The sequence below is a fragment of the Sphaerisporangium krabiense genome (assembly GCF_014200435.1).
In the GTDB taxonomy this organism is placed as follows: Bacteria; Actinomycetota; Actinomycetes; order Streptosporangiales; family Streptosporangiaceae; genus Sphaerisporangium; species Sphaerisporangium krabiense.
Genome location: NZ_JACHBR010000002.1, coordinates 871,774 through 895,102, shown reverse-complemented (window position 1 = coordinate 895,102; position 23,329 = coordinate 871,774). Strand labels below are relative to the sequence as shown.

Genomic DNA, 23,329 nt, shown 5'->3' with positions numbered 1-23,329 from the left:
TCACTTGGTGGCGGAACGGTCCATAAACCGAGTTCGCTCGGAAGCGCGTGGAGGTTGACATGCCGGATACACGGTATCCAACCCCACCGCGTAGCTTTTCCGTACATATACGGATGTCGCTACGGATGTACGACACCTTCTCGTGGCCCTACCGTCACGCACAAGTCGGATCGACCGTCACGACGCAGCGAGGAGCGCCATATCATGTCGTACCCGTACTAAAGGTATAACGTGACTCCCACTACGGGAGTTATGTCGGTGCCGGATGAGCCACGGCCCGCCTCGGCCCTCGGCCGCATATCCGGCCTGTGAGCATTCATTTCTCCACACCCCCCAGTCCCACTCATCGCGCCGTCCGGCGTTTCGCGACGGCGCGATGAGCGCTGCCCGCGTTCACGTCGGACAATGCGGCGGCGGGACGCCGAGAAAGGAAAACACGCATGAGGCGCACAGCTGTGCTCGCGGCCACCGCCGCCATGGCCCTTATGGGCCTGGTGGCGGCCGCGACCCCCGTTATCGCCCAGGCACCGCCGGGAGCCGGGCACGGCGCGAAGGCCGTCGCCCGCACCGCCCTGGCGCCCCCGGACGTCAGCGTGACGAACATCAGAGGGCACCTGAGCCAGTTCCAGAGCATCGCCAGCCAGAACGGCGGCACCCGCAGGTCGACCGGCGCCGGGTACACCGCCTCGGTCTCCTACGTCGAGCAGAAGCTGCAGGCCGCGGGCTACACCACCCGGCGCGTCGCCTGCACGCCCGGCTGCAGCAGCGGCGCGGGGCCGAACCTGATCGCCGACTGGCCCGGCGGTGACGAGAACCAGGTCATCATGGCCGGCGCCCACCTGGACAGCGTCTCGGCCGGCCCGGGCATCAACGACAACGGCTCGGGTTCCGCGATGATCCTGGAGACCGCGCTGACCCTGGCGGCGCAGCGGCCGACGATGACCAAGCACGTGCGCTTCGGCTGGTGGAGCGACGAGGAGCAGGGCCTCCTCGGCTCGCGCGCCTACGTCAGCGGGCTCAGCTCGACCGAGCGTAGCAAGATCAAGCAGTACCTGAACTTCGACATGGTCGGCTCGACCAACGGCGGCTACTTCATCAACAACATCAGCACCGCGGCCGCCGCCGACCTGAGGGCGTACTACACCTCCATCAACGTGCAGACCGAGGAGAACGTCGAGGGCGCCAACCGCTCCGACGACGCCTCGTTCCGCAACGCGGGCATCGCCACCTCCGGCGTGGCGGCCGGCGCGAGCGCGACCAAGACCACCGCGCAGGCCCAGAAGTGGGGCGGCACGGCCGGACGCGCGTACGACTCGTGCTACCACTCCTCGTGCGACACGACGTCCAACATCAGCGACACCCACCTGGACCGGTCGGGCGACGCCCTGGCGTACGCCATCTGGACCCAGGCCGTGGGCGGCACCACCCAGCGTGACTTCTCGATCAACGCCAGCCCGGGCTCCGGCACGGTGCAGGCGGGCGGGACGGCCACGACCACGATCGGCACCACGACGACCTCGGGCACCGCGCAGCGCGTGAACCTGTCGGTGGCCTCCGGCCTGCCGTCCGGCGCGACCGCGACCTTCAACCCGACCTCGGTCAACTCGGGGAGCTCCTCGACCCTGAGCATCGCCACCTCCGCGACGACGCCCGACGGCACCTACACCGTGACCGTCGCCGGAGCCGGTGAGACCGCGAGCCACAACGCGACGTACACGCTGTCGGTCGGCGGCACGAGCACCAACCGGTCGTTCACCAACGACACCGACTACCCGCTCAACGACTACGTGACCGTCAACAGCGCGATCACCTCGACCGCCTCCGGCAGCGCCGCCTCGCCGGTCCAGGTCACCGTCAAGGGCACGCACACCTGCTCCGAGGACCTGCGGATCCGCCTGCTCGGCCCCAGCGGGACGAGCTACACCCTCAAGAACGCCGGTGGCACGTCCTGCACCAACCTCGGCACCCGCAACTACTCGGTCCCGGTCACCCAGCAGGCCTCCGGAACCTGGACGCTGCAGGTGACGGACATGTACTCGCAGGACACCGGTCTCCTGGACAGCTGGAGCATCACCGTCTGAGCGGACTCCGCCCGGCACCGTCGCACCACGGCACGACAGCACGACGCCCCTGGGGACAGGTGGGCCTTCCCACCCCAGGGGCGTCGTGCCCTCAGTATGCTAGCAACGGTTTTCATAATCAATAAAGGGAGTGATACCCGTGCGGGTAGCGTTCGTCGGCAAGGGCGGCAGCGGTAAGACCACCCTGTCCTCGCTGTTCGCCCGGTACACCGCGCGCGCCGGCGGTCCGGTGGTGGCCATCGACGCCGACATCAACCAGCACCTGGGCCTGGCCCTTGGACTGAGCCCCGCCCGGCTGCCCGCCCCCCTGGGCGCGGGCATCACCGCGATCAAGGACTACCTGCGCGGCGACAACCCCCGCATCCCCTCCGCCGCCGCCATGGTCAAGACCACCCCACCCGGCTCCGGCTCCCGCCTGATCACCATCGACGACCCCTACTTCACCCGCCACCACACCACCACCCTGCCCGAACTCGGCGGCCTCGCCCTGATGATCACCGGCCCCTTCAACGAAGACGACCTCGGCGTGGCCTGCTACCACTCCAAGGTCGGCGCCGTGGAGCTCTACCTCAACCACCTCATCGACGGCCCCGGCGAACACGTCATCGTCGACATGACCGCCGGCGGCGACTCCTTCGCCTCCGGCATGTTCACCCGCTTCGACATGACCTACCTGGTCGCCGAACCCACCCGCCAAGGCATCGGCGTCTACCACCAATACGCCGAACACGCCCGCGACTACCAGGTCCCCCTCGCCGTCATCGGCAACAAGATCCACACCCCCGAAGACGTGGACTTCCTACGCCGCCACGTCGGCGACGCCCTGCTGGTCACCCTCCCCCACTCCCCCGCCATCCGCGCCATGGAACAAGGCCACCCCTTCACCCTGGACGACCTGGAACCCCAAGGCCACCACGCCCTGGCGATCCTGAAGGACCACCTGGACGCCACCCCCAAGGACTGGGCCAAGTTCGGCCGCCAGACCATCGAGTTCCACACCCGCAACGCCCACGCCTGGGCCAACCGCGCCACCGGCCAGGACCTGCTCCAGCAGATCGACCACGACTTCGTCTACGGCCGCCGCCCCACCCTCGCCACAGGCTGAGACCGGCGCCCGGCCGTGCGCGTTCCCGCGCCCCTGACCACGGGCTAGTCTTGGCGGACATGGTACGCACCCGGCTCTATCGCGATGGTGTCCTCGCGGCAGAGGGTTTCCCGATCGCCGAGGTATCCGATCACTTGCAGGACCCCTCGGCCACCGTATGGTTCGACCTGTGCTCGCCGCCGCCCGAGCATCTCAACGTCATCAGCGAGGAACTCGGCCTGCACCCGCTCGCCGTCGAGGACGTCCTGCACCCGCACCAGCGGCCCAAGCTCGACGTCTACGAGAGCCATCTGTTCATCGTGGCCTACTCCGCGCGCCTCGGGCACGAGCCCGGCGACCTGGACTTCTGCGAGCTGGCGATCTTCGTGACGAGGAACGCGCTCGTCACCGTGCGTTCCAGCGAGGGGTTCGACATTGACCAGGTGGCGGCGCAGTGGGACAAAAGCCCCGGCCTCGCCAAGCACGGCGTGTCCTACCTGCTGTACACCCTGCTCGACCGCATCGTGGACGGCCACTACGACATCGCCCAGGCCCTGAACGACCGGGTCGAGGCGCTGGAGGACGTGCTCTTCGCCGACCGGCCCGGCAACGGCCGGGCCCTCCAGCGCCGCGTGTTCGACCTGCGCAGGACGACCGTGCGCTTCCGGCGGGTCGTGGTGCCGATGCGCGAGGTGGTGAACGGCCTGATGCGGCCCGACCTGCGCGTGGTCCACGCGGACATGGCGCCGTACTACCAGGACGTCTACGACCACGTGCTGCGCGTGTCGGAGTGGACCGAGTCGCTGCGCGAGCTGGTGGGCAACGTCCACGAGACCCACCTGAACCTGCAGGGCTACCACATGAACGACATCATGAAGCGGGTGACGAGCTGGGCGGCCATCATCGCGGTCCCCACCATGATCACCGGCTTCTACGGGCAGAACATCCCCTACCCCGGGTTCGCGCACGCGGCGGGGTTCTGGACCTCCACCCTGCTGATCCTTTTCGCCTCGGCGATCCTCTACGTCGTCTTCCGCCTCAAGGACTGGATCTGACGCGCCCGCGGCCGGCTCGAACGCCGCCCGGGGGTCACTCGTCCGTCAGGGACGGCGCGGGGGACGGGCCGGGGCCGGGCGGGGGCAGCGGCCGGCGACGCAGTTCGGCGTACCGCTCGGCCACGCGGCGGGCCGTGGTCACCGGATCGTCGGCCGGGCTGTAGCTGTAGGTCCTCCGGTTGGAGTCCGACACCGCGCCCGACCACCAGAAGCACGAGCCGTCCGTCCAGGCTACCAGGTCCGTCCACACGCTCACCAGCGCGAGACCGCGCCCTTCGTGGACCTGCCCGTTGATCCCGTGCCGTTCCAAGGCATGGCTCAGCCGGTGGGCGGCGAGCGCGGCGGGGTGTCGCCGTGACCGCTCATCAGCGGTCACGGCGCTCCCCCCACGGCTGCAAAGCAACCCTCATGACCATGAAAGGTAGAAATCCGACGGCCCCCGCAGCAACAATGTTGCTCGTTGTTGCTCGGATTTCCCGCCCGGAGCACACAACCGCGTGCTCAGCCGAGGGTGCTCGCGTAGGCGAGCAGGGCGACCAGCAGGGCCGCGAGCAGGCTGAGCAGGATCGAGCGGCGGCTCGGCGCCGGCCCCTCACGCAGGAGCCTGACCCCCGGCGGCAGGAACGCGACGCACGCCCCCAGGGCGCCGGCGATCGTGAACACGTCCGTCCCCTTGAGCACCCCCAGCGGCACCAGGCCCATCGCGGCGAGCGCGATCGAGCCGGTCAGGCCGAGCACCCGGCTGCGGTAGGCGCCGACGGCCAGGATGTACCAGCCGAACATGATGGTGAAGGAGAGATAGCTGAACAGGTGTGCGTCCGCGTAGGAGTCCTGGACGAAGGCCGTCGCCGAGTCCAGGCCGCGCCGCAGCACCAGACGGAACGCGGTCTGGTTCATCCCGGCGTGGAAGGTGCGCTCGAAGAGCCCGACGACGACGAAGACCCCGCCCCACGCGGCCCACAGGCGATGGGTCCGCCCGATCCTGCGGGCCAGCGTGACGACGGCGGGCCACATCAGCACGTTGCCGGCCAGGAAGGCGGTGTAGCCGCCGATCACCAGGCCGGGAGCCCGTTGGACGGCCGCCAGCTGCTCGGGGAAGAAGAACGGGAACGGCGCCCGCATCAACGTCCCCGCGAGCATGAGCAGAGGACCGCCGATCATGGAGGCCGCGCTGGTCCAGCGGCCGGGGAAGCTGTGGTCGGTTGGCATGGCCCGACGATTCCACCGCGCCCGCCATGGACGGATCGGCCTCCCGTGGACACTTTCCGGTCCGCCCAGGGTCGCCCGGCGCCCGGCGCCGGCGGGCCCGCGTCATACCTGGGGACCGACGACGGCCGCGGTTCCCGTTCCGCCGCGAGCTCCCCGGGACACGGCATCATCGGCATGCGGGAGCGGGTCGCGCTGTACGAGGGGCGGTTCGCCGTCGGACCGCTGCCGGAGGGAGGATTCCGGGTGAGCGCGACCCTGCCCTATCAGCCCGTCGGGGGTGAGGCGCCGTGAGCGGACCCATCCAGGTGCTCATCGCCGACGACCAGGCCCTGCTGCGGGGCAGCTTCCGGGCGCTGATCGAGAACGAGCCCGACATGACCGTCGTCGCCGAGGCGGGCACCGGCGGGGAGGCGGTCGAACTCGCCCGCGCGCACCTGCCCGACATCGTGCTCATGGACGTGCGCATGCCGGCCATGGACGGCATCGAGGCCACCCGGCTGATCTGCGGAACGCCGGGGACACAGGGAGTGCGGGTCCTGATCCTGACCATGTGCGACCTGGACTCCCACGTGTACGCCGCACTGCGCGCGGGGGCGGGCGGGTTCCTGCTGAAGGACACCCGGCCCGCCGAGCTGTGCGACGCGATCCGCCTCGTCGCCCGGGGAGAGGGACTTCTCGCGCCGGCCGTCACCCGCCGGTTGATCGCCGAGTTCGCCCGCCTTCCCGAGCGGCCCCCCACGCCGGCCCGCGAGCTGCGGCACCTGACCGACAGGGAACGCGAGGTCCTCACCTTGACAGCGCGCGGTCTGTCCAACAGCGAGCTCGCCGAGCGGCTCCGGCTCTCACCGGCCACGGTGAAGACCTACATCGGACGGTTGCTGGCGAAGCTCCACGCCCGCGACCGGGCCCAGCTTGTGATCATCGCCTACGAGTCCGGGCTGATCAGCCCGCACCGCTCCTGATCGCCTGGGGCCCGCGCGTGGGACGTCAGCGCGCCGCGGACCGGACGGCGTCGACGAGGACGGCGGCTCTGCGGTCGCGTGTGCCGTCCTGGAGGTGGTTCATGACGTAGCCGAAGGCGAGGCCGGTGGCCGGGTCGGCGAAGCCGAGGGATCCGCCGTAGCCGGGGTGTCCGAAGGCGGCCGGGCCGTACCAGAAGGCGTCGGGGGTCGGCAGGCCGAAGCCGGTGGCGATGCGGACGGGGACGCGCAGGACGCGGTCGACGCCTCTGGTCTGTTCCTTGGTCGCGGCGGCCAAGGTCTCCGGGGTGAGGACGCGGTGCCCGTCGACCTCGCCGATGAGGGCGGCGTAGAACCGGGCCAGGGAACGGGCGGTGCAGATGCCGCCCGTCGAGGGCATCTCGGCGGACTGCTCGGCGGGGTCGTTGTGGTCCAGCGGCGGGGTGAAGAGCATCATCGACCGTACGGTCGTCGACGTCGGGTCCGCGTAGGCCGCCATCACCTCGCGTACGGATTCCGGCAGGGCGTCGAGGTCGGTCACGGCCGGCGCGTCCAGCGGAGGGGCGATGATCCGGCTGACCCGGTGCCGTTCGCTCTCGGGGAGCCCGATCCACAGGTCCAGTCCGAGGGGGGCGGCGATCTCGTCCGCGAGGAACCTTCCGATGCTTCGGCCGGAGACCCGGCGGACGACCTCCCCGACCAGCCAGCCGTACGTGTGCGCGTGGTAGCCGTGGGCGGTGCCCGGCTCCCAGGCGGGACGCTGGGCGGCCAGCGCGGCCACGACCGGCTCCCAGGCGATCGCGTCCGCCGGGGTGAGGGGCCGGTCGAGCACGGGAAGCCCGGCCTGGTGGGTGAGCAGCCAGCGGACCCGGACGCGGTCCTTGCCGTGCGCGGCGAACTCCGGCCAGTACTCGGCGACGGGCGCGTCGAGGTCCAGCTCTCCCCGCTGCGCGAGCAGATGGGCGCAGGCCGCGGTGACGGCCTTGGTGGTGGAGTAGACGACCTGCACGGTGTCCCGGTCCCAGGGACGGCCGTCCCGGGGGTCGGCGGTCCCGCCCCACAGGTCGACGACCTTCCGGCCGTGCAGGTAGGCGCTGACCGCGGCGCCTCCCTGCGGGCCGGCGGCCCGGGAGGCCGCGAACGCCTCCCGTACCGCTTCGAATCCCGGTGCGGTGTCCCCGTGGATTTCGGACATGCGTCATCGCCTTTCGAGAGCCGGGGCAGTGATCGGCTACCTGCGCCAGCGCTCGACGAGCCAGGCGCAGATCTCCGGTTCGGTCATCTCGGGGAACTCCTCGCCGAACACGGCGAGCGCCCGCAGCGCCTCGTCGCGATCGAGGCCGCGCGCCGTCGCCGCTTTGAGGTATTCCTGACGCGCGACGGTGGGACGCCCTCCGCCCGCGCCGCGACCGGGGAGGCTGGCACGCCAGCGCACGATCTCCTCCAGGCGGTCGCGCCGCCAGCCCGGCGTTCCGTCGACGTCGACGTCGGGTTCGGGGAACGGGTGGCCGGAACCGGCCGGATACCGGGCCCGCCACTTGTGCACCGCGTGCCGGCTCACTCCGAGCACCTGGGCGATACCGAGAACGCCGAGGTAGGACTCGGTCATGGCGCGCACCCTCTTGTCTTCCCTGCCTCCTCCGCGGATGTCATTACTACCACGCCCGGGCGCGCCCCGAGATGCACAGAACATCGTCTCTTACGTAGACGACATTAGCGGGCACGCCTAACTTCGTCAACGACAGCGACGACGTTCGGTCGCGGGGGGTGCGTCAGTGAAGGGTCCCTTCGTCGCCGTCGCCGGACGGGAGGGCGGCCAGGCCGATCAGGTTGTTCTCGGGGTCGGCGAGGTGGCCGACGACGAGGGCTCCTCCCGGCAGCGGGTCGGGGCCGAGGCGCCGGGTGCCGCCGAGGCTCTCCGCCTTGCGGAGCGTGGCCTCCACGTCGGGGACGCCGACGTAGAACAGGACGTGCGGCTCGAAACCCGGGCCGCCGCCCACGCCGCCCGGTATTCCTCCCGGAAAGGAGATCCCCTCCCACGTCCGGGGTCCGTCCGGCGCGGCGGTCGCGGGCGGGGAGCCGGGGCCGTCCTCGCGAGGGGCGACGAAGCCGTAGTCGCCCGCGTCGGAGATCCGCGCGGACACCGGGCCCGACGTGTCGAAGTCCCAGCCGAACAGCGCGGCGTAGAAGCGGCGCAGTGCCGCGGGATCGCGTCCGATGATCTCGAAGTGCACGACTGGCCGTCCCATGGCGGTCCCCTTCCGGCGCTCCCCGCGCCCGTCCGTGCGCACCGCGACCCCGCTCGGGTGGAGCCCCTGGAGAGCCCCTTCCCGGCGGAGCCGCCTGGAGAGCCCACCGTAGCCACGTTGATTGTTATTAACAACCTCGTGGTTGTAAATTGCCATTCGAGCGAAGGAGGCGGACGACATGCCGACGAGCCGCAGCTACCAGGACGCGTGCGGGATCGCCCGGGCCCTGGACGTCGCCGGGGAACGCTGGGCCCTGCTGGTGGTGCGGGAGCTGCTGCTCGGCCCGCGGCGCTTCATCGACCTGCGCCGCGCGCTGCCGGGCGCGAGCTCCAACATGGTCAGCGACCGGCTGCGCGAGCTGGAGGCCCGCGGCGTGGTCGCGCGCCGCGAGCTGGCGCCCCCGGCGGGCTCGCGGGTGTACGAGCTCACCGCGTGGGGACGGGAGCTGGAGCCGATCGTGCTCGCCCTGGGCGGCTGGGGCCTGCGCGCGCCGATGCCGCCGGGGGCGGTCACGCTGAGCGCGACCGCCGTCCTGCTCTACCTGCGCGGCGCCGCGCGCCCCTCCCCCGGCGCTCCCCCGGCCGTGTTCCGCGTGCAGCTGGACGACCACGTGTGGACGGTCGAATCGTCCGCCGGGAGCGTGACCGTGCGGCCCGGGGAGCCCGCCGCGGCCGACGCCGCCCTGCGCACCGACCCGGCGACGCTGAACGCCCTGCTCGCGGCGCCGACCGGCCTGGACGCCGCCCTGTCGTCCGGCCGCGTCACCGCGACCGGCGACCTGGAGGCCCTTCGCGGGCTGCTGCGCTCGGTGACGGATCCGGCGCTCTGATCGGGACGGCCTCCGCACGGACCGGTGCCGGACAGGGGACCTGACGGGGTCCGGCGTGTGATGATTGCGCTGCCCGTCGTTTCCCTCACATGGACCATCCGTCGGTGACGCTAGGGGGCCGATCACGTGCCACGAGCCGGGCCGGGGCGCGTCCGCCTCTTCGCCGTTCTCTTCCTGCTCACCTTCATCCTCGCGGCCGTCGGCGGCGTGCTCGCGGGCATGAAGATCACCGCGCTGCGGGACGAGGCGCGCACGCAGGCCGACCGGTTACAGACCCTGCAGAGCCAGGTGAGCACGGTCGGCAAGGAGACCGACCAGCTCCGTCGCGAGCGCGACGCCGCGAGGAAGGACATCGCCGCGCTGGAGAAGGAGGCCGGCACGTCGCTGAAGGACGTGACGCAGATCTTCAGGGACGGGCTCAGGCTGTCCGGCAAGGACCTGCTGGAGGCGGACGTCCCGGAGGGCGGGCTGAGCGTCCCCCTGCGCCAGACGAGCTGCGTGTCGGACTTCGACAACTGGACGTGCTCGGACTTCACGACCATCTCGGCGAAGGTCGAGCCGTGCGACGGCGCCCCGCGGTGCCTGACGCAGACGTGGCTGACCGGCCCCGCACCCCTCTCCCAAGGCACCGACCAGCCCGCGTGGTCGTGGTCCGCGACGGGCACCCCCGCGGGGGTGCAGTTCACGTGCGCGGGCGAGGACGTCAGCGACGAGATGACGTGGCGGTTCACGATGGAGCCCCTGGCCGCCGCGTTCGACGCGGGCGACCGGCGCTGGCGGATCAGCGAGTATTCGGCCGAGTTCCACCTGGAGACCTCCGGCGCGTCCGGCTGCCCCGCGTTCGCGGCCACCTGGACGATCGCCGACGGCATGGCCCCCTGACCAGCGGACGGAACTCGCCGCGGAGAGCCCCCCCAACCAGCCGACCTGTTGTGAGTATCAACAGTCGAATGTACTGGGCGGCGCGCTCGCCGCCGCATGCACAGTGTTGCAACCGGCGGCACCTAACGGACACGCTACGGTTTTTCGCCATGGAGATGGTGATATTTCCGGCCACGCCGCAGGACGTGCCGGCCCTCGCGCGCATGCGCAGGGATGCCGAGGACTGGCTGGCCGCGCAGGGGATCCGGCAGTGGCCGCAGGGCCACGTGGCGCCCGAGCGGATCGCGGAGCAGATCGACAGGTCCGAGTGGTACATGGCCAGGTCGGGGGAAGTGCCGTGCGGAGCCTTCCGCCTGCTGTGGTCGGACCCGGGGGTCTGGGAGGGACGCGACACGCTCGCCGCGTACGTGCACGGCCTCATGATCGACCGTGGGCACGCCGGGGGCGGTGTCGGCGCGGCCATGCTGGCCTGGGTGGAGGACCGGGCCCGGGGGGCCGGGACCGATCTGGTGCGCCTGGACTGCGTGGAGCACAACACACGACTGCGCCGTTACTACGCGGACCTCGGGTTCCTGGAGGTCGGACTACGGACGTTCAGCCCCCGCTGGACCGGTGTGCTGCTGGAGAAGCGACTGACCTCCGAGTGTTGATATTAACAACAATGGCCACACCTACTCGAAGCCGCTTGCTCCTGAGGCGCCGGTCCTGACCGGCGAGGAGCCGGCCCGCCCCGCCGAGCCGTACCCGCCCCGGCCCGTCGGCCTCCGATCCCCGGGCTCACCTCGGCCCGGGATTGTCGGGGGCCTTCCGTAAGCTGGCCCTCATGGGACGGGCGAACGACGAGGCGGCGGCGGCGCTCGAAGAGTACGCCGATCTCTTCGCGATGACGGGCGGCGACGCCTTCCGGGTGCGCAGCTACCAGAAGGCGGCCAAGGCGATAGCGGGCTTCCCCGAGGACATCTCCGGCGGCGACGTCCGCCGGGTGCCGGGGGTCGGCGAGGCCATCGCGAAGAAGGTCGAGGAGTTCCTGCTGCGGGGCTCGTTCCGCCAGCTCGACGATCTGCGGGCCCAGGTTCCCGAGGGGGTGCGCGCGATGACGCGCATCGCCTCGCTCGGCCCCAAGAAGGCGGTGTTCCTGTTCCACGAGCTCGGCATCGACTCCCCCGACGCCCTGGCCGAGGCGATCCACCAGGGCCGGCTGACCGGCGTCAGGGGGTTCGGGGCCAAGACCGAGGAGAACCTGCTCAAGGGCATCGAGCAGTTGCGCACCTCGGGCGAGCGGGTGCATCTGGGCGTCGCCATGGACCTGGCCGAGCGGGTCATCGCCTCCCTCCCGGCCGAGAAGATCGCCTACGCCGGGTCGCTGCGCCGCATGAAGGACACGATCGGCGACATCGACATCCTCGCCGTCGGGCCGGTGAGCCTGATGGAGACGTTCAAGGAGCAGCCGTACGTCGCGGAGGTCATCGCGAGCGGCGAGCACAAGACCTCGGTGCGCACCACCGTGGGCCTCCAGGTGGACCTGCGGGTGGTGCCCGCCGCCTCCTGGGGCGCGGCGATGCAATACTTCACCGGCTCCAAGGAGCACAACGTGCGGCTGCGCGAGATGTGCGTGAAGCGCGGGTGGAAGCTCTCCGAGTACGGCCTGTTCGAGGGCGAGAAGGTCATCGCCTCCGAGACCGAGGAGGAGATCTACGCCGCGCTGGGCATGCCGTGGGTGCCGCCGCCGCTGCGGGAGGACGGCGGCGAGGTCGAGGCGGCGCTGCGCGGGACGCTGCCCGAGCTGGTGACGCTCGCGGACATCAAGGGCGATCTCCACACCCACACCGACCTGACCGACGGCATCGCGCCGCTGGAGCAGATGCTGGATGCCGCCGCCGCGCGCGGGTACGCCTACTACGCGGTGACCGACCACGCGCCGGACCTGGTCATGCAGCGCATGACGCTGGACAAGGCGCTGGAGCAGCGGGGGCGGCTGCGCGAGCTCCAGGCCGCCTACCCCGGCATGCGGCTGCTGCACGGCACCGAGCTCAACATCGGCCCGGACGGCTCGGTCGACTGGCCGCTGGAGGTCCTGGAGGGGTTCGACGTGCGCGTGGCGTCGGTGCACTCCCACTTCACCCAGTCGCGGGACGAGATGACCCGCCGTCTGATCGCCGCCTGCGAGAACCCGGGCGTGCAGATCATCGGCCATCCGACCACGCGCAAGATCGGCAAGCGCCCGCCGGTGGACGCCGACTGGGAGGCCGTCTTCGCCGCCGCCGGGCGCACGGGCACGGTGATGGAGATCGACGCCTACCCCGACCGGGCGGACCTGCCGTCCCCCCTGATCCGGCTCGCGCGCCACCACGGCGTGAAGTTCTCCATCGACAGCGACTCGCACGCCGTGCCGCACCTGGGCAACCTGCGCTACGGGGTGGGCCTGGCCCAGCGCGCCTGGCTGACCGGCGAGGACGTCGTGAACACCTGGCCGCTGGACCGTCTGCTGGCCTTCCTCGGCCGCGCCTGACGCCGCCGGCGGTCCGGGGACCGGGGGCGGCCGGCGGGCCCGAAGGGTAGACTGGCGGGTATAGCCTGTAAATCTGGTAGGTAATATCTGATTAAAGCCTGGGGTGGCCCCATGGACCTCGACGACCCGACCAGGACCGAACCCGCCACTGATCCAGCCGCGAGCCCCGGCTCCCGCCACGACACTCCCGCCCCACGGGAGGGCGAGCCCCTCCGCCAGGACAAGTACGCCGTGCCCACCGGCCGGCAGCCGCTGACCCCCATCGTCAAACCCCTACCCCCGGACCTGTTCGTCGTACACGGCTCCACGGCCGAGACGCGGTGGGAGTCCATGCGCGGGCAGGGCCTCCACACCCCCAACGACCGCTTCTTCGTCAGGAACCACACCGGGACCCCGCTGATCGACGCCGAACGCTGGCGGCTGCGCCTGCACGGCTCCGGCCTGCGCGAACCGCTGGCCCTGACCTACGGCGACCTGCTGTCCCTGGGCTCGGCGACCGCGGACGTCGCCATCGAGTGCGCCGGGAACGGGCGGTCGTTGTTCGCGTCGCAGCAGGGCACGCCCGCGCCGGGCGTGCCGTGGCGGCTCGGCGGCGTCGGCGTCGCCCGCTGGCACGGCGTCCCGCTGCGCACCGTCCTGGAGCTGGCCGGGGTGACCGAGGACGCGGTGGACGTCATGCCGCGCGGCCTCGACGCCCCCTACGTCGAGGACGGCGTGGACCACGGGCGGGTGCGGCGCCCGCTGCCGGTGGCCAAGGCGATGGACGACGTGCTGATCGCCTTCGAGATGAACGGCAGGACGCTGCCGCCCGACCACGGCTTCCCCGCCCGGCTGGTGGTGCCCGGCTGGAGCGGCATCGCCTCGATCAAGTGGCTCGGCGACATCGAGGTGTCCACGACTCCCCTCACCTCGCCGTGGAACACCCGGTTCTACCGCCTGTTCGGCCCCGGCCACGCCGAGGGCGGCGACCCGCTCACCGTGCAGGGGGTCAGGAGCGCCTTCGAGCTGCCGTGGGAGGCGACGCTGCCGGCGGGGCGGCAGGTGCTGCACGGCCGGTCGTGGTCGGGGCGGGGCCGCGTCGTCGAGGTCGAGGTCAGCGCGGACGGCGGCGGCACCTGGGCGCGCGCCCGCGCCCGCGTGCCCCGGCGGCCCGGCGTCTGGACCCGGTGGGAGTTCGCCTGGACGCCGCCCGGCCCGGGGGCCTACGTGCTGATGGCCCGCGCCACCGACGAGACCGGGGCGCGCCAGCCGGACGCGGCGGCGTTCAACACGCTGGGGTACCAGTTCGGCGGCGTGGTGCGGCACCCGGTGACGGTGGTCTGAGGCGAAGGGGCCCGGTCGCGGCGCCCGCCGAGGGGCGGGGCGGGGGCCGCGACCGGGCCGCCGCGGACCGGCGGCGGCCCGCAGGGCCCGCCGCCGCCGCGTGGCGAGGGAGACGTCAGTGGCCGGCGGCCTTCTCGGCTCCCGCGCCGGTGAGGGACCGCACCTCCATCTCGGCGTACTTGGCCGTGTCCTGCCGCTTGCTCAGGACCGTGCCCAGGTACCCGGCGAGGAAGCCGAGCGGGATCGAGACCAGGCCCGGGTTCTCCAGGGGGAACCAGTGGAAGTCGGCGTCGGGGAACATCGCCGTCGGCGAGCCCGACACCACCGGGGAGAAGATCACCAGGATCACGGCGGAGGCGAGGCCGCCGTAGATCGCCGAGACCGCCCCGGCCGTGTTGAACCGCTTCCAGAACAGGCTGTAGAGGATGGCCGGCAGGTTGCCCGAGGCGGCGACGGCGAAGGCCAGCGCGACCAGGAACGCCACGTTCAGGCTTTGGGCGAGGATGCCGAGCGCGATGGAGACGGCGCCGATCACCAGGGCCGACACCCGCGCCACCGCGATCTCCTGACGCTCGGTCGCGGTGCCGCGCTTGAAGACGTGCGCGTACAGGTCGTGGGCGAAGCTGGAGGAGGACGCGAGCGTCAGCCCCGCCACCACGGCGAGGATCGTGGCGAAGGCGACCGCGGCGATGACGGCGAGCAGGATCGTCCCCCCGACGTCGCCGAAGATCAGCTCGCCGATCTTCTGGGCGAGCTGTGGCGCCGCGGTGTTGCCCGCCTTGTTCTGCTTGGCGATGGCGCCGCTGCCGACCAGCGCCGCCGCGCCGAAGCCGAGGACGAGGGTGAGCAGGTAGAACACGCCGATGATGCCGATGCCCCACAGGACGGACTTGCGGGCGTCCTTGGCGGTGGGCACGGTGTAGAAGCGGATGAGGATGTGCGGCAGGCCGGCCGTGCCGAGGACGAGCGCCAGTCCGAGGCTGATCAGGTCCAGCTTGCTCGCCAGCCCCTTGGCCTCGACGCCGTACTTCAGGCCGGGGTTGAGGAAGGCGTCGCCCTTGCCGCTCTGCTGGGCGGCCGTGCCGAGCAGGTTGGACAGGTTGAAGCCGAAGTGGCCGAGCACGAGCAGGGTCACCAGCGCGGCGCCGACCATCAGCAGCACGGCCTTGACGATCTGGACCCAGGTGGTGCCCTTCATGCCGCCGACGACCACGTAGACGATCATCAGGAGGCCGACGACCACGATCGTGAGGGCCTTGCCCGCGTCGGAGGTGATGCCGAACAGCAGGCCGACCAGCGCGCCCGCGCCGACCATCTGGGCCAGCAGGTAGAAGATGCTGACGACGATGGTGGAGACGCCGGCGGCGGTGCGGACCGGGCGGGGACGCATGCGGAAGGCCAGCACGTCGGCCATCGTGTACTTGCCGGAGTTGCGCATCAGCTCGGCCACCAGCAGCAGCGCCACCAGCCAGGCCACCAGGAAGCCGATCGAGTACAGGAATCCGTCGTAGCCGGACAGGGCGATGATGCCCGCGATGCCGAGGAACGAGGCCGCCGACATGTAGTCGCCGCCGATGGCCATGCCGTTCTGGAAGCCGCTGAAGGACCGGCCGCCGGCGTAGAAGTCGCTGGCGCTCTTGTTCTGGCGGCTGGCCCAGAACGTGATGCCGAGGGTCGCGGCGACGAAGATGAGGAACAGGGTGATGGAGAGGGCGTGATTGCTCATCGCGCGCCCCCCTCGATCTCACCGCGCAGCTTGTCGGCCAGCGGGTCGAGCTTCCGGCCGGCGTGCCGCGAATACAGCCAGGCGATCAGGAACGTCGAGACGAACTGCAGCACCCCGAAGATGAGCGCCACGTTGATGTCGCCGATGACCTTGGTGCCCATGAAGCCGCGCGCCCAGCCCGACAGCACTACGTACAGCAGGTACCACGCGAGGAAGGCGACGGTCACCGGGAAGGCCCAGGAGCGGTAGCGCCGGCGCAGCTCCTGGAACTCGGCGCTGGCCTGCAACTGTTCGAATCCCGATGATTCGTCTTGTCTTGTGGTCACGTGACCTCCCACATGGTGACTTGGATCACGCTCACCGTAGGAGGACCGCGCGCGCTTGCGGAGGGGGCCGGCCGGCATTGTCGCCAAGCCGCCCCGACCCATCGCTCACAGGGGATGGCCTGCGACGAAAGGCGCGTTCCATGCGACGAGCGGTCGCGCGCGCACGTCAGGTGGAGCGGGGACGCCAGTCTCCCCGGTTGACGTCCAGGGTCTCGGGGGTGTGGAGCCGCACCATCGTGCGGGCGATCCCGCGCGGGACGCGGCCCGGTGTGAGCAGCGAGACCACGATCATCACCAGGAACGCGATCGGCACCGTCCAGGCGGCCGGCTGGGCGAGCAGCGCCCCGGCCCATCCCCCGGCCGGGCCGCCCACGATGACCGCGAAGCCGGCGCCGCCGGCCAGCCCGCCGCCGACGAGCAGTCCGGCCATGGCGCCGGTGGTGGTCAGCCTGCGCCACCAGATGCCGAGCACCAGCAGCGGGCAGAACGAGGAGGCGGCCACGGCGAAGGCGAGCCCCACGACGTCGGCGACGGCCAGCGAGCGCGCGACGGCGGCGAGCACGAGCGGCACGCTGATCGCCATGATGGTGGCGGCGCGGAACGACGGCACTCCCCCGCGCAGGATGTCCTGCCCGATGACGCCGGCGACCGACACCGCGAGGCCGGAGGAGGTGGACAGGAACGCGGCGAACGCGCCCGCGGTGACCAGCGCGCTGAGCAGGTCCCCCGCCGTGCCGCCGACCAGCCGTCCCGGCAGGGTGAGCACCACGGCGTCGGTGCGGCCGGTCATCAGCAACTCGGGGGTGTAGACGCGGCCGAGGAAGCCGTAGAGGGCCGGCAGCAGGTAGAACGCGCCGAGCAGGGTCAGCACGACCAGGGTGGTCCTGCGCGCGGCGCGCCCGTCGGGGTTGGTGTAGAAGCGGACGAGCACGTGCGGCAGGCCCATGGTGCCGAGGAAGGTGGCCAGGATCAGCGAGTACGTCGCGTAGACGGGGTGTTCGCGGCCGTGCAGCGGCAGCGCCCACTCGTGGTCGGTGAGCACGGGCAGGCTCTCCACGTGCGGGACCGGCGCGCCGGCGGGGAAGATGATCGTCGTGTCGTGGGCGATGGTGTGCGGGCCGGCGGACAGGGTGAGCGGCTCGCCGCGCGCGGGGCGGCCGTCCACGCGCCCGGTGGCGGTGACCGTCACCGGCCACTGGACGCGCACGGTGACGTCCGTGCCGACGGCCACCGTCACCGGGGCGGTGAAGTACGGCGGGACCTCGCCGTGCGGGGCCGGGCGCCCGTCGTGGTGCCAGGCGAACAGCAGGAACGCCACGGGCAGGGCCAGCGCGGTCAGCTTGAGCCAGTACTGGAACGCCTGGACGAAGGTGATGGACCGCATGCCGCCCGACAGCACGTTGACGCCGACGACGACGCCGACCAGCAGGCCGCCCACCCACGGCGGCGCGCCGGTGATCTCGCGGAACACCAGGCCCGCGCTCTGGAACTGGGGCATCAGGTAGAGCCAGCCGATGAGGACGACCAGCACGCTGGCCGTCCTGCGCACGGCCATCGACTCCAGCCGGGCCTCGGCGAAGTCGGGCAGCGTGTAGGCGCCGGAGCGGCGCAGCGGGGCCGAGACCAGCACGAGCAGCACCAGGTAGCCGCCGGTCCAGCCGACCGGCAGCCACAGCATGTCGGCCCCGTAGGCGAGGATCAGCCCGGCGATGCCGAGGAAGGACGCGGCCGACAGGTACTCGCCGCCGATCGCCGAGGCGTTCCACAGCGGCGAGACCGTGCGCGAGGCGACGTAGAAGTCGGAGGTCGTGCGCGAGAGCCGTAGCCCGAAGGCGCCGATGAGGATCGCGGCGACCACCACGACCAGCACCGCGGTGAGGCCGAGCCCGGCGGTCACCGCGCGGCCGCCGGCCTCACCGGCGCTCGACGAGTTCGGCGAAGTGGCGCTCGTTGCGTTCGGCGCCGCGCACGTACAGCCAGGCGCCGGCCACGAACGCGGGGTAGACGAGCCCGGCCAGCACCACCCAGGGCAGCGGGAGCCCGAACACGGGGGTCTCGCGCAGCGCGGGGACCAGCATGAACAGCATCGGGATGCCGCCGACCAGGCAGCCGAGCACGGTGCAGACGAACAGCGCGAGGCGGAACTGGGTGCGGATCAGCGAGCGCATGTAGACCTCGCCGAGGCTGGTCTGCTGGTCGATCTCCATCGTGACCGGGTAGCGGGGCCTGCGGGCGGCCCGGGTGCGGGGGCTGGTCACGACCTCGCGGCGCGGCGGCGGCGGGGGGGCGGGCTCGCGTGCCTGGGCCCGCGGCGTCTCGCTCCTCGTCCGCCCGCCGCGCCCGCGGCCGCTGGAGGGGGTCATTCGGGCCGGCCCTTCCTGGCGCGCCGCACGAGCAGGTCGCGCAGCTCGCGCGTGTGCCTGCGGCTGACCGGGATCTCGGTCTCGCCGATGCGGACCGTGCAGCGGCCCGAGTCGATGTGCAGTTCGTCGATGTGCTTGACGGCGACCAGGTGGCTGCGGTGCACGCGGACGAATCCGGCGCCCGCCCAGCGTTCCTCCAGGGCGGCGAGCGGGATGCGCACCAGGTGGCTGCCGGTCGGGGTGTGCAGCCGGGCGTAGTCGCCCTGGGCCTCGACGAAGCGGACGTCGGAGCTGGCGACGAACCGGGTGACGCCGGCCAGCTCGACGGGGATCGTGTCGGCGTCGGGGACGGCCCGGGCGGGGTCGTCCTGCGGGAGGCCGGGCGCGGCGTCGGGGACGGCCGCGCAGACCCGGCGTATCGCCTCGGCGAGGCGTTCGGGGCGCACGGGTTTGAGCAGGTAGTCCTCCGCCTTGATCTCGAAGGCGTCCACGGCGTGGTCCTCGTAGGCCGTGACGAAGACGACGCGGGGCGGGCGGGCGAACTGGGTGAGCAGCCGGCCGAGCACGACGCCGTCCAGCCCGCGCATACGGATGTCCAGGAACACGGCCTCGATCGGCCGGCCGTCGGCCATGGCGCGGTCGAGGATCTTCAGCGCCGAGGCGCCGTCCCGCGCGGTCGCCACGTCGCCGATTCGCGGATCGGCACGCAGCAGATACGCCAGGTCCTCAAGCGCCGGCTGCTCGTCGTCCACCGCCAGAACGCGCAGCGCGGTCACGTCACTTCCATTCGCCGTTCAAACTGAGGAATGTTCTTGAGCGTGATGAATCAGGCAGCGGAAGTCAACCGATCGGCGCGCGGACCTGCGCCTATTCGATAACTATACGGAGACGGTGGTCAGTACCACCCGCCCGCGGCCTGCGCGGACACGCCTTGGCGGTACTTGGGGAGCCGCACGCTGACCTTGGCGCCCGCGCCGAGCGCGGTCTCCACGACCAGACCGTACTCGTCGCCGTAGACCTGGCGTAGCCGCTCGTCCACGTTGGCCAGCCCGACGCCGCTGGTGCCGGAGCGCTCGTCGGGGGCGCCGGCCAGGATGCGCCGCAGCCGCTCGGGGTCCATGCCGATGCCGTCGTCCTCCACGCTGATCATGCACTCGGCGCCGGCGTCCTCGGCGATGATCGTGATGTGGCCGACGCCGGGCTTGCCCTCCAGGCCGTGCCGCACGGCGTTCTCGACCAGCGGCTGCAGGCACAGGAACGGGACGGCCACCGGCAGGACCTCCGGCGCGATGCGCAGCGTGACCAGCAGGTGGTCGCCGAAGCGGGCGCGCTCCAGCGTGAGGTAGCGGTCGATGGAGCGCAGTTCCTCGGCCAGCGTCGTGAACTCGCCGTGGCGGCGGAAGGAGTAGCGGGTGAAGTCGGCGAAGTCCAGCAGCAGCTCGCGGGCGCGCTCGGGGTCGGTGCGGACGAACGAGGCGATCGTGGTCAGCGAGTTGTAGATGAAGTGCGGGGAGATCTGCGCGCGCAGCGCCCGGACCTCGGCCTCCATGAGCAGCGTGCGCGAGCGGTCCAGCTCGGCGAGTTCGAGCTGGGAGTCCACCCAGGTGGCGACCTCCTGGGTGGCGCGCACCAGACCGGCGGAGGCGTGGTCGCCGTAGGCGGCGAGCGAGCCGACCACGCGCTCGTCGGTGGTCAGCGGCACCACCACGGCGTAACGGATCGGGCATTCGGGCGCGTCGCAGGCGACGGCCTCGGGGCCGAGCACCTGGATGCGGCCGTCGCGCAGGGTCTCGGCGGCGTGGGCGAACGCCTGGCGCGCGTGGTGGTCCCCCGCGCCGTCGTACACGAGCAGTTCCTCGCCGCTGGTGACCGCCAGGGCGGGCGAGCCGAGCAGTTCGCGTAGGTAGCGGGACGCCTTGAGCGCGCCGGCCGCGGTGAGCCCGGCGCGCAGCGGCGGCGCCGCCAGGGAGGCGGTGTGCAGCGTCTCGAACGTGGCGCGCTCGGCGGGGCCGGTGCCGAGGTCGCGGCGGCCGCGCAGCAGGCGCCAGAGCACCACCGAGGGAACGCCCAGCAGGACCAGCAGGACGGGGACGGCCAGCAGCGGTTCCACGCGGCCGCAGCCTACTCCACGTCCTCGCCGGCCACCCTGTTCACCGAGACGTCCACCGAGACGTCCACCGGGACGTCCGCCGGGACGTCCGCCGGGACGTCCGCCGGGACGTCCGCCGGAAGGTCGAGCGCCGCGCCTATCTTGGCGGCGAAGGCGGCGGCCTCGGCGTCGTCGGCGTACTTGACGCGCGGCCAGAAGAAGCCGCGCAGGCCGTCCTTGCGGTTGCGGGGGACGACGTGGGCGTGCAGGTGAGGGACGCTCTGGCTGACCCGGTTGTTCATCGCCACGAACGTGCCCGCCGCCCCGAGCCCCGCCTCGACGGCCCCGGCCAGCGCCCGCACCCGGGCGAAGAACGGGCCGACCGCCGCCACGGGCAGGTCGGTGAGGGTCTCGACGTGGGTCTTCGGCACGACCAGGACGTGCCCCTTGAACACCGGGCGGGCGTCGAGGAACGCGGCCACGACGTCGTCGGCGTACACGACGTGGGCGGGCAGCAGCCCGGCGGCGATCTCGCAGAACGGGCAGCCGGGCTCGGTCCCGGCCGGGGCCGTCACCGGTCCGCCCGCACGGCGCGGTGCGGGACGGGCCGGAGGGCCCGCCGGTGCCGGTCGGGTGGGAAGCGCATGGGGCCGTCCGTTCTGCTCGCCTTTCGCCGCCGCGGCGGCCGTGCGCGGCCCCCGCCGCGCCCATGGTGCCACGTCCGCGCGGCGGTGCGGTCAGGCGGTGGCGGCCTCCGGGACGTCCTCGAAGTAGACGGTGACGATCGTCTCCCCGCCGTCGGCGCCGACGATGTCGAACGCCCACCGTCCTCCCTCGCCGACGATGTCGGCGAGGATCGCCCGCGGGTGGTCGACCGCGTGGCGCAGGATCACCGGGTAGCGCGCGTCGCGCCCGCCGACGCCGACCGAGAACTGGTCGCCCTTGGGGTCGTACTCCAGGTAGGCCAGCGGGATCCTCTCCACCTGCAGGAGGTCGCCGAAGTCGGCGCGCAACTCCTCGATGGTCACCTCGGCGCCCTCGTAGTCGCGGGTCATCTCGTCGAAGAAGTCGTGCCATCGGTCCCGCGCGAGCTCCGGCCGCTGCTCGGTCATCTCCAGGCCCCCTCCCCGGCCACGGCACTGGGCCACGTACCCGTCCAGACCATGCTGGCGCACCCGGTGATCTTCCACATCACCCGATCGGGTAGGGCCGGCCTGGCCCGCTCCGGACGGATTCGGTTGGATGAAATCGGTTACGCCGGAAATGATGTGCTATGACGTGATTGACGAGGTAAAGCGGTGGCGCCGGAGGTTCCGGCCACTGGAGGGGGTAGCTTGACCGGCACGACGCACGGCCGCACCGGCGGCCCGCTGGACGCCTTCGACCTCGGCGAGCTGCGGGCCCGGCACAGCTCCAAATGGCGCGAGTACCCGCAGGACGTGCTCCCGGTGTGGGTGGCGGAGATGGACACGCCGCTGGCCGAGCCGATCGCGGCGGCGCTGGTCGAGGCCGTCGGCCGGGGCGACACCGGGTACGCCGTCGCCGGAGGGCTGCCGGACGCCTTCGCCGCCTTCGCCGCGCGGCGGTTCGGCTGGCGGACCGACCCGGCGGCCATCCGCCTGGTCCCGGACGTGATGGCGGGCATCGTCGAGGTGCTGAGCCTGGTCACCGAGCCGGGCGACCGCGTCGTGGTCAACACCCCCGCCTATCCGCCCTACTTCTACTGGATCCCTCGCATCGGGCGCGAGCTGGTCGAGAACCCTCTGCTGCTCACCCCGGGCGGCCACCGCCTCGACCTCGCGGCGCTGGAGCGCGACTTCGCCGCGGGGGCCGCGGCGTTCCTGCTCTGCAACCCGCACAACCCCACGGGCGTGGTCTTCGGCGAGGAGGACCTGCTGGCGGTCGCCGCCCTGGCCGGCCGGTACGGCGTGCGGGTGGTCACGGACGAGATCCACGCGCCGCTGGTCTTCCCCGGCGCCCGCCACGTGCCGTTCGCCGGGCTGGACGCCCCGGCCGCGGCCCGGTCGATCACGCTGGCCTCGGCGTCCAAGGCGTGGAACCTCGCCGGGCTGAAGGCGGCGCTGGCCGTCCCCGGCGAGGAGGCCCGCGCGGACGTCGCCCGCATCCATCCCGAGGTCAGCGAGGGCGCGGGGCTGCTCGGCGTGATCGCCTCCGAGGTGGCGTTCACCTCCGGCGAGCCCTGGCTGGAAGAGCTGCTGGCCGGGCTGGACGCCAACCGGGCGCTGCTCGGCCGCCTGCTGGCCGGGCGGCTGCCGGAGGTGGGCTACCAGCCGCCGCAGGCGACCTACCTGGCGTGGCTGGACCTGCGCGCGCTCGGGCTCGGCGACGACCCCGCGGAGTGGTTCCTGCGGCGGGGCGGGACCGCGCTGTACCCGGGGCCGAGGTTCGGCGCGCCCGGGCGGGGGTTCGCCCGCTTCAACTTCGCCACCTCCGGCGACCGGGTGACCGAGGCGGTCGAGCGGATGGCCGCCTCGCTGACCGGCGGGCCCCGCGCCGCCGCCTCGCACTGACCTCCGCCGGGCATAAACCAAACTTATGACTTCTTTTATCGCCACCGGCGGGCCGCGCCTCCAGAATGGTGATTCAGCCTCGCCGATCCGGTGATCCGCCGGCCGAGCCCGCCG

General features: G+C 72.0%; 23 protein-coding genes. 10 read left to right on the top strand and 13 right to left on the bottom strand.

Going from position 1 to position 23,329, the window contains the following annotated elements; all coding sequences use genetic code 11:
• Positions 1–440 precede the first annotated feature (440 nt).
• The 3 genes from BJ981_RS31875 (at position 441) to BJ981_RS31865 (ending at position 4,220) form a co-directional block, all read left to right on the top strand.
• The gene (locus tag BJ981_RS31875) at positions 441–2,081 is read left to right on the top strand and encodes a M28 family peptidase (RefSeq protein ID WP_184617083.1); all 1,641 of its coding nucleotides are present in this window, start codon (positions 441–443) and stop codon (positions 2,079–2,081) included.
• Positions 2,082–2,220: 139 nt separating this feature from the next.
• Entirely contained in the window at positions 2,221–3,186 is a 966-nt protein-coding gene (locus tag BJ981_RS31870) for an ATP-binding protein (protein ID WP_184610218.1), read from the top strand.
• 134 nt (positions 3,187–3,320) lie between these two features.
• Positions 3,321–4,220, top strand: coding sequence for a magnesium transporter CorA family protein (locus BJ981_RS31865; RefSeq protein ID WP_239139239.1), 900 nt, complete (start codon positions 3,321–3,323; stop codon positions 4,218–4,220).
• 34 nt (positions 4,221–4,254) lie between these two features.
• Here BJ981_RS31865 and BJ981_RS31860 read toward each other — a convergent pair whose 3' ends face one another.
• Both BJ981_RS31860 and BJ981_RS31855 read right to left on the bottom strand, forming a co-directional pair.
• Positions 4,255–4,596, bottom strand: a complete 342-nt coding sequence (locus BJ981_RS31860; RefSeq protein WP_184617081.1) for a hypothetical protein — start codon at positions 4,594–4,596, stop codon at positions 4,255–4,257.
• 125 nt (positions 4,597–4,721) lie between these two features.
• A complete protein-coding gene (locus tag BJ981_RS31855; protein ID WP_184617080.1) occupies positions 4,722–5,429 on the bottom strand; it encodes a hypothetical protein in 708 nt (235 codons plus the stop codon).
• A gap of 287 nt (positions 5,430–5,716) precedes the next feature.
• Here BJ981_RS31855 and BJ981_RS31850 point away from each other — a divergent pair, with 287 nt between their 5' ends.
• A complete protein-coding gene (locus tag BJ981_RS31850; protein WP_184617079.1) occupies positions 5,717–6,391 on the top strand; it encodes a response regulator in 675 nt (224 codons plus the stop codon).
• A gap of 25 nt (positions 6,392–6,416) precedes the next feature.
• On the opposite strand, the gene BJ981_RS31845 is transcribed toward BJ981_RS31850, so the two are convergent.
• From BJ981_RS31845 to BJ981_RS31835, 3 genes are all read right to left on the bottom strand, one after another.
• On the bottom strand, positions 6,417–7,583 hold the full coding sequence (locus BJ981_RS31845; RefSeq protein WP_184617078.1) for a serine hydrolase domain-containing protein: 1,167 nt from the start codon (positions 7,581–7,583) through the stop codon (positions 6,417–6,419).
• Between the two features lie 36 nt (positions 7,584–7,619).
• Positions 7,620–7,997, bottom strand: coding sequence for a hypothetical protein (locus tag BJ981_RS31840; protein ID WP_184617077.1), 378 nt, complete (start codon positions 7,995–7,997; stop codon positions 7,620–7,622).
• Positions 7,998–8,160: 163 nt separating this feature from the next.
• Positions 8,161–8,637: a VOC family protein gene (locus BJ981_RS31835; protein WP_184617076.1), complete on the bottom strand. Its 477-nt coding sequence runs from the start codon at positions 8,635–8,637 to the stop codon at positions 8,161–8,163.
• A 178-nt stretch (positions 8,638–8,815) separates the two neighbouring features.
• Here BJ981_RS31835 and BJ981_RS31830 point away from each other — a divergent pair, with 178 nt between their 5' ends.
• The 5 genes from BJ981_RS31830 to BJ981_RS31810 all read left to right on the top strand — a co-directional run bounded on the left by BJ981_RS31830 (position 8,816) and on the right by BJ981_RS31810 (position 14,180).
• Positions 8,816–9,466, top strand: a complete 651-nt coding sequence (locus BJ981_RS31830) for a winged helix-turn-helix transcriptional regulator (protein ID WP_184617075.1) — start codon at positions 8,816–8,818, stop codon at positions 9,464–9,466.
• Between the two features lie 126 nt (positions 9,467–9,592).
• Positions 9,593–10,348: a PilN family protein gene (locus BJ981_RS31825; RefSeq protein ID WP_184617074.1), complete on the top strand. Its 756-nt coding sequence runs from the start codon at positions 9,593–9,595 to the stop codon at positions 10,346–10,348.
• Positions 10,349–10,497: 149 nt separating this feature from the next.
• Positions 10,498–10,998, top strand: coding sequence for a GNAT family N-acetyltransferase (locus BJ981_RS31820; protein WP_204070267.1), 501 nt, complete (start codon positions 10,498–10,500; stop codon positions 10,996–10,998).
• A 173-nt stretch (positions 10,999–11,171) separates the two neighbouring features.
• Entirely contained in the window at positions 11,172–12,857 is a 1,686-nt protein-coding gene (polX, locus tag BJ981_RS31815; RefSeq protein ID WP_184617073.1) for a DNA polymerase/3'-5' exonuclease PolX, read from the top strand.
• A 111-nt stretch (positions 12,858–12,968) separates the two neighbouring features.
• Positions 12,969–14,180, top strand: coding sequence for a sulfite oxidase (locus tag BJ981_RS31810; RefSeq protein WP_184617072.1), 1,212 nt, complete (start codon positions 12,969–12,971; stop codon positions 14,178–14,180).
• A gap of 115 nt (positions 14,181–14,295) precedes the next feature.
• Here the strand turns inward: BJ981_RS31810 and BJ981_RS31805 are convergent, their stop codons facing one another.
• From BJ981_RS31805 to BJ981_RS31770, 8 genes are all read right to left on the bottom strand, one after another.
• Positions 14,296–15,906: a monocarboxylic acid transporter gene (locus tag BJ981_RS31805; protein WP_184617071.1), complete on the bottom strand. Its 1,611-nt coding sequence runs from the start codon at positions 15,904–15,906 to the stop codon at positions 14,296–14,298.
• Complete coding sequence (locus tag BJ981_RS31800; protein ID WP_239139240.1) at positions 15,903–16,232, bottom strand: DUF485 domain-containing protein; 330 nt, start codon at positions 16,230–16,232, stop codon at positions 15,903–15,905. The genes BJ981_RS31805 and BJ981_RS31800 overlap by 4 nt, the downstream gene beginning before the upstream one ends.
• Before the next feature lie 166 nt (positions 16,233–16,398).
• Complete coding sequence (locus BJ981_RS31795) at positions 16,399–18,129, bottom strand: sodium/solute symporter (RefSeq protein WP_184617070.1); 1,731 nt, start codon at positions 18,127–18,129, stop codon at positions 16,399–16,401.
• Between the two features lie 16 nt (positions 18,130–18,145).
• A complete protein-coding gene (locus tag BJ981_RS31790) occupies positions 18,146–18,595 on the bottom strand; it encodes a hypothetical protein (RefSeq protein WP_204070268.1) in 450 nt (149 codons plus the stop codon).
• Positions 18,592–19,371 (bottom strand): LytR/AlgR family response regulator transcription factor, encoded by a 780-nt coding sequence (locus tag BJ981_RS31785; protein ID WP_184617069.1) that lies wholly within the window; start codon positions 19,369–19,371, stop codon positions 18,592–18,594. Before BJ981_RS31785 ends, BJ981_RS31790 begins: the two co-directional genes overlap by 4 nt.
• Before the next feature lie 119 nt (positions 19,372–19,490).
• Positions 19,491–20,705 carry a sensor histidine kinase gene (locus BJ981_RS31780; protein WP_184617068.1) on the bottom strand — a complete coding sequence of 405 codons (1,215 nt, stop codon included), beginning with the start codon at positions 20,703–20,705 and terminating at the stop codon, positions 19,491–19,493.
• Between the two features lie 11 nt (positions 20,706–20,716).
• Entirely contained in the window at positions 20,717–21,259 is a 543-nt protein-coding gene (locus BJ981_RS31775; RefSeq protein ID WP_184617067.1) for an HIT family protein, read from the bottom strand.
• 162 nt (positions 21,260–21,421) lie between these two features.
• On the bottom strand, positions 21,422–21,859 hold the full coding sequence (locus BJ981_RS31770; protein WP_184617066.1) for a DUF5335 family protein: 438 nt from the start codon (positions 21,857–21,859) through the stop codon (positions 21,422–21,424).
• 159 nt (positions 21,860–22,018) lie between these two features.
• Here BJ981_RS31770 and BJ981_RS31765 point away from each other — a divergent pair, with 159 nt between their 5' ends.
• Positions 22,019–23,215 (top strand): MalY/PatB family protein, encoded by a 1,197-nt coding sequence (locus BJ981_RS31765; RefSeq protein ID WP_239139241.1) that lies wholly within the window; start codon positions 22,019–22,021, stop codon positions 23,213–23,215.
• Positions 23,216–23,329 lie beyond the last annotated feature (114 nt).